We start from the raw sequence: 12,035 nt of genomic DNA on the forward strand, positions 1-12,035 counted from the left end.
CCGCCGCGATCCACGTAAGGCCACCCTGGTCACTGGTGTTTTTCGCCACTCCGCAGGCGCGGCTGTGGGAGACCTCACACGATGTCGGTGGCCGGGCCTACGCTCACTTCGGTGAGCACCTCTTTCCCGGCCGGCCCCGACGCCGTCGAGCGGGCCGACCCCGACCTGCTCGGCCCGGAACTGGACAACCTCGTCCAGTTCCTCGACTACCACCGGCAGACCTTCGTCCGGAAGTGCGCCGGACTCGACGAGGAACAGCTCAAACGGCGCGCCGCCCCGCCGTCCACCCTGTCACTGCTCGGACTGGCTCGTCACCTCTCCGACGTGGAACGGCACTGGTTCGTGCTCAGTCTCGACGGCAGAGACCTGCCCGACCGGTATTCGAGCGGCGACGACCCGGACGGCGACTTCGATGATCTCGACAGCATCCCGGTGGCCGAGGTCTGGGCCAACTACCGGGCGGAGGTCACGGAGTCCCGGCGCATCCTGGCGACCTTCTCCTCCCCCGACGACCGGGTCCGCGGCACCGGTCGCCGCGGCAACCGGACGGTGCGCTGGGTGCTGCTGCACCTGATCGAGGAGTATGCGCGGCACAACGGCCACGCCGACCTGCTGCGGGAGGCCATCGACGGCGAGACCGGGGAGTAGCGGCCTTGCCAGCCGCGCCGGCGAGACCGGGACGCCCGCGGATCGGGCTGCTCGGGCCGCTGCTGGTCGTGGACGCCGAGGACCGGCCGGTGAAGATCGCCGGCCGGCGGCTGCAAACGCTGCTCAGCCGGCTCGCGCTCGAGCCGGGCCGCCGCGTGTCCGGCGCCGAGCTGGTCGACGCGGTCTGGCCCGAGGACCCGCCCGGAGACCCGGTCAACGCTCTGCAATCACTGGTCTCCCGGTTGCGCCGTGCGCTCGGCCAGGGCCGGCTGATCGAGCCGGACGGGATCGGCTACCGACTGGCGGTCCCGGCCGACGCGGTCGACGCGGCGAGGTTCACCGCACTGGTGCAGAGCGGTCGTCGCCGGCTCGCCGAGGGAGACGAGCCGGGCGCCCTGGCCGACCTGGTCGCGGCCGAGGAACTCTGGCGGGGCGAGCCCCTCGCGGACGCCGGGGACGGGTCGTTCGCCGCCGCTCGCCGGGTGCAGCTGGCCGAGCTGCGGCTCGGCGCGAGCCTCGACCGGCTCGCTTTGCTGGTTCGGACCGGGCGGGCCGCCGAGGCGATCGGTGAGCTGGAGTCGCTGGCGGAGAGCCATCCGCTGAACGAGCCGCTCGCTGCGGCCTTGATCCGGTCGCTCGCTGCGGCCGGGCGGACCTCCGAGGCGCTGGCCAGGTTCGAGGCGACGCGGCGGTTCTTGGCCGACCGGCTGGGCATCGATCCTGGCGCCGAGCTCCAGGATCTGCACCTGCAGCTGTTGCGGGGGGAGCCGGCGACGGCGAATTCCCGGGCGGCGACTCCCGCGCCGAGCCCGGCCCGTTCGCGCCCGAGCAACCTCCGCGTGTCGCTGACCAGCTTCGTCGGCCGGGAGGGCGATCTCGACCGGGTGCTGTCGGCGCTGGCCTCGCATCGGCTGACCACGTTGATCGGCACCGGCGGTGCGGGCAAGACCCGACTCGCGATCGAGGCGGCGAACCGCTGGCTGGCCGACAACGACCAGCTCGCCTGGCTGGTCGAGCTGGCACCGGTGACCGACCCCGACGACCTGCCCGGCGTGTTGTTGTCCACCATCGGCGGACGCGAGACCCGGGTCACCGAGCGGACGGAGCGCTTCCCCACCGACGCTCGCGACCGGCTGCTCGAGCGGCTCCGCGAGCTTCGCTGCCTGCTGGTGATCGACAACTGCGAGCACCTGATCGAGGAGGTGGCGCACCTGGTCGACGAGGTCCTCGCGGTGGCCCCGGACGTCCGGGTGCTGGCCACCAGTCGGGAGCTGCTCGGGTTGACCGGCGAGGTGCTCTGCGCGATCGCTCCCCTGCCGCTCCCGCCGGTCGACGTCGGGCTGGACGAGGCACCGGGCTTTCCGGCCGTACGGTTGTGGCTCGACCGAGCGGCGGCCGCCCGGCCGGAATTCGTCCTGGACGAGACCAACCTGCCGGCGGTGGTCGAGATCGTCCGCCGGCTCGACGGTCTGCCGCTGGCCCTTGAGCTCGCGGCCGCTCGGCTCCGAGTGCTGCCGGCCGGCGAGATCGCTCAGCGGCTGACGGACCGGTTCCGGCTGCTCACCGGCGGCAACCGGACCAGCCTGCCGCGGCACCGCACGCTGCGCGCCGTCGTGGAGTGGAGCTGGGACCTGCTGACCCCGGCGGAGCGGCTGCTCGCCGAACGGTTGGCCGTCTTCCCGGCCGGCGCGGATGCGGCGAGCGCGACCGCGATCTGCGCCGACGCGAGCATGCCGGCGGAGGAGATCGAGCCGTTGCTGGCCTCGCTCACCGACAAGTCCCTGCTGCAGGTCGAGGAGCCAGTCGGCATCGCCCCGCTCCCGGTGCGCTATCGGATGCTGGAGACGATCCGCGAGTACGGGATCGAACGGCTGGCCGAGCGCGACGAGCTCGGCGCGGCGCGGCTGGCGCACGCAGAGCACTACGCCCAGGTCGTGATCGCGTGCGAGCCCGTGCTGCGCAGCCGCGACCAGGTGGCCGCAATGGCAACGCTCGACGCCGATCGGGACAACGTCTCGGCCGCGCTGCGCTACCTGGCCGACTCCGGGCGGGGCGAGCGGGCCCTCACGGTGATGCTCGCCCTGGCCTGGTACTGGGCGGTGCTGGAGAACAACACCGAGCTCGCGACCTGGGCCGCGATGATCCTCGACGCGAACCGCGGCGCGGAGGCCCCCGAGCTCGCCTACGCCCGGGCGGCGGTGGTCCTGTCCGAACTCGCCGAGCGGGCTGACGGCGAGCGTCCCGGCTGGGAGGCAGTGCGCGACCGGCTCGCGACCGTCAGTGCCGAGCTCGCTGCCGCGCCCGATCCTCCCTTCCCGGGGTTGGAGGTGCTGCGCTGCATGGTGGCCGTGTTCGCCGGTGCCGACGACAACTCCGCCCGGATGGTGGAGCGGGCCGCAGCCTCGCCGGACCCCTGGCTGCGGGCGGCGCTGCACGCCAGCCTGGCCAACCTGTACGAGAATGCCGGCGAGCTCGACCAGATGCGGAACGCGCTGGAAACCGCGTACAAGGAGTTCGTCCAGATCGGCGATCGCTGGGGACTCTCCACGACACTGGTCGCTCGCGCCCAGATCGCCACCGTGGACGGCCGGCTGGACGACGCGGTCGCCGACTTCGGCTCGGCGCTCCGTCATGTCCGCGAGCTGGGATCGGCCCAGGACGAGAGCTACATCCACATCCGCATCGTCGACCTGCTCATCCGCCGCGGCGACTTCGAGGCCGCCCGCGCCGAGCTGGGCGACCTGGAGGAGCTCACCCGCAACGGCGTCAGCCCCGATCGGGTGCTGTTCGGCGGGGCGGCGATCGTGATGATCGAGTGGCACACGGGCCACCACGATCGGGCGCTCGCGCTGGCCGACCAGATTCGGGCCGAGCTCGGCCGCCGGCACACCTCGGTGCCGCTGCTCGACCACCTGCGCGGGGTCATCCTGGCCGCGACCGGCCTGATCTCCGCGCTCGCCGGCGACCTCGATCGGGCGACCAGCGACCTGCGCGAGGCCTATCCGGCCGCGATCGAGACCCGGGATCAGCCGATCATCGCCGCGGTCGGAACCGCCGTTGCCGGCTGGCTGACGGCTCGCGGCCGGTCCGCCGACGCCGCCGCAGCGCTCGGTGCCGCGGCGTCGGTGCGTGGCGCGGACGACTGGACCGACCGGGCCGTGACGACGATCGCGGAGCGGCTGCGGACGGAACTGGGAACCGAGTTCGACAGCGCGTACGACGCCGGCCGGCGACTGAGCCGAGCGGAGGCGCACGCGCTGCTCGATCCGGAACGCTATCTCTGAGTCCTCGTCATCCTCGGGAGCGACAATGGACGTTCCCGCGGGAAGGTCTTTGCCGACATCGCCGAGTCGCGGCGCGCGACCCGCAGCCCCGACCCGGAGCCCCCGACCCGCAGCCCCGGACGCGCAGACCCCGGGCCGTAGCCTTTCGACCCGTGCGGCACGGGTACACCAACGACACCACCCGGGACGGAGCGTCTGTCGCCAAGACCTATGCCGGCCCGGGCGCAACCGGGCGGTGCGCGGTGGAGCGGAAGGTGCTGACGTCCCTCGCCGGGCTTCTTCCGGTGCCTGCCGTGCGCGGCGGCGACGCGGAGACGCTGGTCGTCGAGTTCGTCTCCGGCCGCCACGGCCAGGACCTGATGGGTGCCGGCTTCGCGCGCGAGATCCTGTCCGGTTGCGGCCGGTTCCTGCGGCACCTGCACTCCATCGACCCGGTGCCGGTCCTCGGTCTGGCGAGCCGTGGCGAGGTGATCGTGCACGGCGACTTCGGTCCCAACAACGTGCTGTTCGCCGAGGACGGCTTTGCGGTGAGCGCCGTGCTGGACTGGGAGTTCTGTCACCTCGGCGCGCCGGTCGAGGACCTGGCCTGGTGCGAGTGGATCGTCCGGGCGCATCATCCACAGGCTCGAGCCGAGCTGCCCAGCCTGTTCGCCGCGTACGGCCGGACCCCGGCCTGGGCCGACCGGCAGGACTCGATGGTGCGCCGCTGTGCCCAGCTCGAACAGTTCTGTCGCGAGTGGGACCCGGCGGGCGGCGGAGTGGAGATGTGGATCGAGCGTGGCCGGCAGGCTTCGGCGTGGCGGCCCTAGCGACCTGGGTCGGCATCCGACGCCCGCGGCGACAACGAGCCGACCGAACTGGGGTGAATGCCTCATGACGCATCCTCGCCGGCTCCGTAGCGTCCTAGCCGGGGCAACGAGACGGTCGCTGCCGAACGACAGGATGGAGTGGGCAATGCACAGGTACATCATCGAGCGGACGGTTCCGGGCGCCGGCCGGCTGGACTCGACCGGGCTGGCGGCGCTGTCCGAGGCGTCCAACGCGGTGCTCCGCCAGCAGGGTCCGGAGATCCAGTGGGTGCACAGCTACGTCAGCGACGACAAGCTCACCTGCGTCTATCTGGCCGAGAACGAGGAACTGATCCGCGAGCACGCACGCTGCGGCGGTTTCCCGCTGGATACCGTGGCAATCGTCCACGAGATCATCGATCCGACCACGGCGGAGGTGGTCGTCGCTCGATAGGGTCTGCGGCGAAGACCGAGCGAAAGGATCACCGATGTCCGACCAGCCCACCACCGAGGGACCGGAAGCCACCGCGACCGAACTCACCGCAGCAATCGTGACCGACGGTGCGTACGCCCTGTTCGTGGCCGACTTCTCCGACACCGACAGTGCCTGGGGGGCCTATCAGGCCCTGGAGCGCGCCACCAAGGCGAACCGGCTGGACATCGAGGGCGCGCTGGTGCTGAAGAAGGACACCAACGGCGAGATCAAGGTGCAGAAGGCAACCGACGACCGAACCCGCCGAGGGCTCACCTGGGGGCTGGTCGGCGGTGTGGTGATCGGCGCCTTGTTCCCGCCGTCCATCCTCGCCAGTGCCGCCGTGATGGGCGCGGCCGGCGCCGGGATCGGCCGCCTGCGTCACCTGCACAACCGCAGCGAACTGGCCGACGAGCTGTCCCAGACCATCGAGCCAGGCCACTCCGGTTTGGTGGTGCTGGTCTCCGACCCGGCGGTGATCGAGATCGAGAAGGCCCTCGCCAAGGCGAACCGCGTGGTCCAGAAGGCGGTCGACAAGGCGGTGGCCGAGGACATCAAGGCCGAGGCCGCCGCCGCGGACGCCGCAGCCGCCGAGGGCCGCTGAGCCGCCGGCTCGTGACCGCGACGCAACCGTCCGGGAAGGCGGCCGCACTTCTCGCGCTCCATGCCGGTCCGGGCTTCGTCCTCCCGAACGCCTGGGACGCCGGGTCGGCCCGGATCCTCGAACAGGCCGGGTTCCCGGCCATCGCCACCACCAGCGCGGGCATCGCGTGGGCGTGCGGTGTTCCGGACGGAGGAACGCTGGACCGGGAGCAGATGCTCGAGCACGTCGGTCGGATCGTGGCCGCCGTAAGCGTGCCGGTGACGGCCGACCTCGAAGCCGGCTACGGCGACACGCCCGAGGAGGTCGGCCGCACGGTGGCGTTGGCCGCCGAGGTCGGAGCGGTCGGCGCGAACCTCGAGGATGCCGGGCCCGGCGGGCTGTTCGGCATCGACGAGGCGGTCGACCGGCTGAGAGCGGCCCGGGCCGCCGCACCCGCGGGCAGCTTCGTGCTGAACGCTCGGACGGACACCTACTTCGGTCGTACGAGCGGCTTCGGCGATACGTCCGCCGAACCGTTCGAGGAGACGGTCGAGCGCGCGGTCCGCTACCTCGACGCCGGAGCCGACTGCGTCTTCGTGCCCGCCGTCGTCGAGGCGGACACGATCGCCCGACTGGCCGCGGCGATCCCGGGGCCGCTCAACATCGTGGCCGGCCTGGCGAACACCATCGACGCACCGACCCTGTTCTCGCTCGGCGTCAAGCGGGTCAGCCTCGGTGGCAGCCTGGCCCGCGCCGCGCTCAGCTCGCTGGACCGGGCCGGCCGGGAACTGCTCGCCACCGGGACGCTCGGCTTCCTCGACGGCGCGATCGGCTACGCCGACCTGCAGCGCCGCTTCAGCTGATCCTCGGGCGTCCCGCCCCAGGCGTCAGGCACGAGCGAGCTCACTCGTCCGTGACGAGGAGGTGGTCGGCGAGCACGCCGGCCACCTCGGCCGCCTCCAGCCGGCCGGCGGCGACCCCGACGACCAGCCGCTCGGCGTCGTCGACCTCGATTCGCAGGTCGAGCCCGTTCAGCCGGAGGAAGGTTCGGGTCAGCACCCACGACAGGCGCTTGTTGCCGTCGACCAGGGCATGGTTGCGGGCGACCGAATGCAGCAACGCGGCCGCCTTGTCGACCAGAGTGGGATAGGCGTCCGCTCCGAACACGGTGGTCCGTGGTCGAGCGACCGCGGAGGCCAGCAGCCCGGTGTCGCGAACAGGACCCACGCGCAGCTGCTCGACGATGTCCAGCGCGTCGTCCAGGCTGAGATAGTCGACCATCCGTCGAACCGGGCCTTAGCGAGACAGCCGGTCCAGCAACTCGGCATCGGTGGCCATGATGTCGGCGACGATGGTTCGAATCCGCTCCGGGCGAGCCCGCACGTACTGGTCCACGGCAGTGAGCGCAACCTCCTGCATGGACCGCCCCTCCTCCTCAGCCTTGCGCCGGAGCGCCTCGGTCTGCTCCTTGCTGAGTCGGAGGGTCATCGCCATGCGGCCATGGTATCAGCCCGGTATCAAGCGCGCTTGCGGTATCCCCACAGCGCCAGCGGCACGAAGACCACCAGCAGCACGGCCATCCAGCCGAGCGTCCAGGCCAGATCGGTGCCGTACGAGCCGCCCAGCATCAGCGCCCGGACGGTGGAGACGAGGTGCGAGATCGGGTTGACGTTGACGAAGGTCTGCAGCCAGCCGGGCATCGTCGCGGTCGGCACGAAGGTGTTGCTGCCGAAGCTCAGCGGCAGCACGATCAGGAAGCCGAGCGCCTGGACCGACCCGGACGTACGCGCCACCATGCCGATGAACACCGAGATCCAGCAGAAGCAGAGTGCGAACGCGATGCACAGACCCATCGCGGCGAACGCTTGCGCCGGTCCGGTCATCACCCGGAAGCCCATCAGGTAACCGGCGCCCATGGTCACCACGCAGAGCGTGATGTAGCGCGCCACGTCTGCGGTGACGGCACCGACCAGGGGCACCGAGCGACCGATCGGCAGCGACCGGAACCGGTCGAAGATGCCCTTCTCGATGTCGGTGTTCAGGTTGGTGCCGAGCGCGATCCCGGCCATCGCGATGGTCTGGCCGAGGATGCCGGGCAGCAGGAACTGCAGGTACTGCTGCTGTGACCCGTCGGGGGCGATCGCGCCGCCGAAGATGTAGGTGAACATGGCCAGGAAGATGATCGGCTGGACGGTGACGTCGATCAGCGCCTCGGGCGTCCGCCAGGTCTTGATCAGGCTGCGCTTCGCGACCACCAGGACGTGCCGGAGATAGCCGGCCAGGCTGCCGGCGGCGGGTCCCTCGGGAACGAGAGAGGAGGTCGGCCGGCCGGTGTCGGCACGGCGGGCCACGGTGGTGGCGCTCATGCTGCCTTCCCTTCGATGGTGGGGTCGGTGTGGCCGGCGGCCGGCTCGTCGTCGCCGGCGCGGCGGCCGGTCAGGGTGAGGAACACCTCGTCGAGGCTGGGCAGATGGAGCGACAGCTCCATCACCGCGATGCCCTCGTCGCCGAGCCGCTGGACGGCGCGCGGCAGGCTCTCCTCGCCCGGCACCGGGACCGAGAGCTGGTTGCGGCCGGACGGCTCGGGTGTGCCGGTGCCGATCTCGGCCAGGATGCTCGCCACGTCCTCCAGCCGGGTCGGATCCATCGGGCGGACCGCGATCCGCTGGCCGCCGACGACGTGCTTCAGGCCCTCCGGGGTGTCATGGGCGATCACCCGGCCGTGGTCGATCACGCTGATCTCGTCGGCGAGTGCGTCGGCCTCGTCCAGGTACTGGGTGGTGAGCAGCACGGTCGATCCCTCGGTGACGAGGTTGCGGATGACGTCCCACATGTCCTCGCGCTTGGCCGGGTCGAGGCCGGTGGTGGGCTCGTCCAGGAAGATGACGGCGGGACGGCCGACCAGGCTGGCCGCGAGATCGAGCCGGCGGCGCATGCCGCCGGAGTAGGTCTTGGCCATCTTGTTGGCAGCTTCGGTCAGGTCGAACCAGGCCAGCAGCTCCTTGGCCCGGGCCTTGGCCTGGCGGCCGCTCAGGTTGAGCAGCTGGCCGATCATGACCAGGTTCTGGGTGCCGGTGAGGTCCTCGTCGACCGAGGCGTACTGGCCGGTGAGCCCGACGGTGTTGCGCACCTTCTGCGGCTCCTTCAGCACGTCGTAGCCGCCGACCCGGGCGCTGCCGGCGTCGGGCTGCAGCAGGGTGGCCAGAACTCGGACGGCGGTGGTCTTGCCGGCGCCGTTCGGCCCCAGCACGCCCAGCACACTGCCCTGCCGGGCGGCCAGGTCGACCCCGTCCAGGGCTTGGGTAGTACCGAACCGCTTCTTCAGTCCGGTTGCTTCGATCACGTTCATGACATCATGGTGACATCACTCGCTGACATCACGCGCACACGAGCCTGTCACGACGACGGGCCCACTGTCAGCCAAGCGCCCCTCGGCCGGTGACGGAACTGGACACTCGGGCCCCATGTGCGGCGCGGCCGTCGGCGTGTCCGGCTCGGAACCGGAAATTCGCGCCCATCGGTGCCCGCTCGGTACGTCCGGGGCGGCGATCAACCGGTGGACGAGCGGGTGCCGGCGGCCGCGAGGGCGGAGCTCTCCGCCGAGCCGAACTTGACGCCACGCGCCTCCGGTCCGAACGCGGTGAGCAGGGCGACCGCGATCAGCACCGGCACGATGGTGACGGCCAGGGCGAACGGATAGCCGTGCGAGGCGGCCAGGGCCTGCTGGATCGGCAGGTTGAAGGCGGCCAGACAGTTGCCGAGCTGGTACGTCACGCCGGGGTAGAAGCCGCGGATCTCGTCCGGTGACAGCTCGGTCAGGTGCGCCGGGATGACCCCCCACGCGCCCTGCACCATCAGCTGCATCAGGAACGACCCCAGAGCCAGCATCCCGGCGGTATGGGAGAACGCGAAAATCGGCACGATCGGCAGCCCGAGGACCGCGCAGAAGACGATGATCCGGCGGCGGCCGAACCGCTCCGACAGGCTGCCGAAGACCAGGCCGCCGATGATCGCGCCGATGTTGTAGATGATCGCGATGATCAGCGCGGTCGAGGCGGCCAACCCGGCGCCCCCGTCGCTGGTCTCCTTCAAGAACGTCGGGTAGACGTCCTGGGTGCCGTGGCTCATCCAGTTGAACGCGGTCATCAGCAGGATCAAGAAGATGAACCGGCGGACGATCGCGGGATTCGCGAACACCTTCGCCGCCGAGGTCTGGGTGGAGATCTTGCGCTCCTTGGCGGTCTCCCAGACCTCCGACTCCTTGACCCGGCTGCGGATGATCAGGGTGATCAGCGCCGGCAGGATGGAGAACGCGAACAGCCAGCGCCAGCCGAGCCCGAACGCCTCGTGCAGGATCAGGTAGACCACCGCGGCCAGCAGGTAGCCGAAGGAGTAGCCCTCCTGCAGCAGGCCGGAAAAGAACCCGCGCCGGTGGGTCGGGATCTTCTCCATCGCCAGCGCGGCGCCCAGACCCCACTCGCCGCCCATCCCGATGCCGTACAGCAGGCGCAGGATCAGCAGCACGGTGAAGTTGGGTGCGAACGCGCACAGGAATCCGACCAGGCTGTAAAAGCAGACGTCCACGATCAGCGGGATCCGTCGACCGATCCGGTCCGCCCAGGTGCCGAAGATCAGGGCCCCGACGGGCCGCATCAGCAGCGTGACGGTGGTGATGAAGGCCATCTGGGTCAGCGGGACGCCGAACTCCTTGGCGATGTCGGCATAGACCAGGACGACGATGAAGTAGTCGAACGCGTCCATCGTCCAGCCGAGGAACGCCGCGACGAACGCATTGCGCTGGTCGTGGCTCAGGGGTCCCCGCTGGACGCTCTCGCCGGCGGTGGGGGACGGGGTGGGTCCGGGCATGCGATCTCGCTTTCCCAGCGGCGCCGGCAGGCGTCGTCGCTGGACGACCGAAGGTTCCGCCTAGGCCTTACCCATCCTGGTCGATAGCAACACTAACCTTCGCCGGCCGCTCTCCGGTCGCGCTCCATCACCACGATCGGCACGGACCCGCGGATCTCCTCCGCCACGATCCGGTAACCGCGACGGGCATAGAACGCCTGGTTGAGCTCGCTCGCTGCACCCGTGACGAGCACGGATCGGGCGGCCTCCGGCGGAGCCGCAGCCTCGATCTCGGCCAGCAGCCGCCGGCCCAGGCCGGCGCCCTGCAGGTCGGGGGCGACCATCAGCCGGCCGATGAACCACTCGTCCCCTCGCTCGCCCTGGACCGCTCCGAAGACCGAGCCGATCAGCCGCCCGGCCCGGCGCGCCGTCAGGCACACCGTGCCGTCGATGATCCGCTCGGTGGCCGCGAGGTCGCCGGTCAGCGGCGGGAAGTCGAACGAGTCGTGCAGCCGGCCCTCGGCGACGAACGCCGCGCGCTGCAGGGTGAAGATCTCGCCGGCGTCGGCCAGGGTCGCCCGGGAGATGGTGACGGCTGCGTCGTCGGCCGGCAGCAGATCCGGCCGACGCTCCCGGGTCAGTTCCATCGCCCGTTCCCGCCGCCAGCCGGCGATCTGGGCATGATGACCGGAGAACAGCACCTCGGGTACGTCCAGACCGCGCCAGCTGGGCGGCTTGGTGTACACCGGATACTCCAGCAGCCGATCGTGCCCGGCGGCGTGCGACTCCTCCGCCAGCGACTCCGGATTGCCGATGACGCCGGGCAGCAGCCGGACGACAGCCTCGGCGATGACCAGTGCGGCGGCCTCGCCCCCGTTCAGCACGTAGTCGCCGATGCTGACCTCGTCCACCCTGGCCCGCGTCCGGGCATAGCGGGCGACCCGCGCGTCGATCCCCTCGTACCGCCCACAGGCCAGCAGCAGGTGCGGCTCGGCCGCCAGTTCCTCGGCCAGCCGCTGGTCGAACCGCCGCCCGGACGGCGACATGATCAGCACCCTGGTGTCCGGGCCGGCGAGCTCGTCCAGGGCCTCCCCCCACGGCTCGGGACGCATCACCATCCCGGCGCCGCCACCGTACGGAGTGTCGTCGACGGTGCGATGCCGGTCGTGGGTCCACTGCCGCAGGTCGTGCACGCCGAGCCCGATCAGGCCGGACTCGATCGCCTTCCCTACCAGCGACAGCCGCAGCGGGGCCAGATATTCCGGGAAGATCGAGACGACGTCGATACGCACCGGGATACCGTGCCACAGTGCCCGGTCCGGCAACCGCCCACCTTCCCCCGGACACCTCAGCCTCCTTCCCCGGCAACCTCACGTCCCCCGGAAACTGTGCAGCTCTCGCAGAGTCGGCCGGCG

General features: G+C 71.1%; 12 protein-coding genes. 6 read left to right on the top strand and 6 right to left on the bottom strand.

The window, feature by feature from the left end:
* The first annotated feature begins 111 nt into the window (after positions 1 to 111).
* The 6 genes from ABD747_RS18635 (at position 112) to ABD747_RS18660 (ending at position 6,638) form a co-directional block, all read left to right on the top strand.
* Entirely contained in the window at positions 112 to 648 is a 537-nt protein-coding gene (locus tag ABD747_RS18635; RefSeq protein ID WP_344807374.1) for a DinB family protein, read from the top strand.
* Positions 649 to 653: 5 nt separating this feature from the next.
* The gene (locus ABD747_RS18640; protein ID WP_344807376.1) at positions 654 to 3,932 is read left to right on the top strand and encodes a BTAD domain-containing putative transcriptional regulator; all 3,279 of its coding nucleotides are present in this window, start codon (positions 654 to 656) and stop codon (positions 3,930 to 3,932) included.
* Positions 3,933 to 4,084: 152 nt separating this feature from the next.
* A complete protein-coding gene (locus ABD747_RS18645; protein WP_344807378.1) occupies positions 4,085 to 4,741 on the top strand; it encodes a phosphotransferase in 657 nt (218 codons plus the stop codon).
* A gap of 145 nt (positions 4,742 to 4,886) precedes the next feature.
* Complete coding sequence (locus ABD747_RS18650; protein WP_344807380.1) at positions 4,887 to 5,174, top strand: DUF4242 domain-containing protein; 288 nt, start codon at positions 4,887 to 4,889, stop codon at positions 5,172 to 5,174.
* 34 nt (positions 5,175 to 5,208) lie between these two features.
* Positions 5,209 to 5,796 carry a DUF1269 domain-containing protein gene (locus tag ABD747_RS18655; protein ID WP_344807382.1) on the top strand — a complete coding sequence of 196 codons (588 nt, stop codon included), beginning with the start codon at positions 5,209 to 5,211 and terminating at the stop codon, positions 5,794 to 5,796.
* Positions 5,797 to 5,807: 11 nt separating this feature from the next.
* Positions 5,808 to 6,638, top strand: a complete 831-nt coding sequence (locus ABD747_RS18660; protein ID WP_344807384.1) for an isocitrate lyase/PEP mutase family protein — start codon at positions 5,808 to 5,810, stop codon at positions 6,636 to 6,638.
* A gap of 40 nt (positions 6,639 to 6,678) precedes the next feature.
* Here ABD747_RS18660 and ABD747_RS18665 read toward each other — a convergent pair whose 3' ends face one another.
* From ABD747_RS18665 to trmD, 6 genes are all read right to left on the bottom strand, one after another.
* Positions 6,679 to 7,056: a type II toxin-antitoxin system death-on-curing family toxin gene (locus tag ABD747_RS18665; protein ID WP_344807386.1), complete on the bottom strand. Its 378-nt coding sequence runs from the start codon at positions 7,054 to 7,056 to the stop codon at positions 6,679 to 6,681.
* 15 nt (positions 7,057 to 7,071) lie between these two features.
* Positions 7,072 to 7,269 (bottom strand): DNA-binding protein, encoded by a 198-nt coding sequence (locus ABD747_RS18670; protein ID WP_344807388.1) that lies wholly within the window; start codon positions 7,267 to 7,269, stop codon positions 7,072 to 7,074.
* A gap of 23 nt (positions 7,270 to 7,292) precedes the next feature.
* Positions 7,293 to 8,141 carry an ABC transporter permease gene (locus ABD747_RS18675; protein WP_344807390.1) on the bottom strand — a complete coding sequence of 283 codons (849 nt, stop codon included), beginning with the start codon at positions 8,139 to 8,141 and terminating at the stop codon, positions 7,293 to 7,295.
* Positions 8,138 to 9,124 (bottom strand): ATP-binding cassette domain-containing protein, encoded by a 987-nt coding sequence (locus ABD747_RS18680; RefSeq protein WP_344807392.1) that lies wholly within the window; start codon positions 9,122 to 9,124, stop codon positions 8,138 to 8,140. The genes ABD747_RS18675 and ABD747_RS18680 overlap by 4 nt, the downstream gene beginning before the upstream one ends.
* A gap of 200 nt (positions 9,125 to 9,324) precedes the next feature.
* The gene (locus ABD747_RS18685) at positions 9,325 to 10,641 is read right to left on the bottom strand and encodes an MFS transporter (protein ID WP_344807394.1); all 1,317 of its coding nucleotides are present in this window, start codon (positions 10,639 to 10,641) and stop codon (positions 9,325 to 9,327) included.
* Positions 10,642 to 10,733: 92 nt separating this feature from the next.
* The gene (gene trmD, locus ABD747_RS18690; protein ID WP_344807396.1) at positions 10,734 to 11,912 is read right to left on the bottom strand and encodes a tRNA (guanosine(37)-N1)-methyltransferase TrmD; all 1,179 of its coding nucleotides are present in this window, start codon (positions 11,910 to 11,912) and stop codon (positions 10,734 to 10,736) included.
* Positions 11,913 to 12,035: the final 123 nt, after the last annotated feature.

The sequence above is a fragment of the Microlunatus ginsengisoli genome (assembly GCF_039537205.1).
In the GTDB taxonomy this organism is placed as follows: Bacteria; Actinomycetota; Actinomycetes; order Propionibacteriales; family Propionibacteriaceae; genus Microlunatus; species Microlunatus ginsengisoli.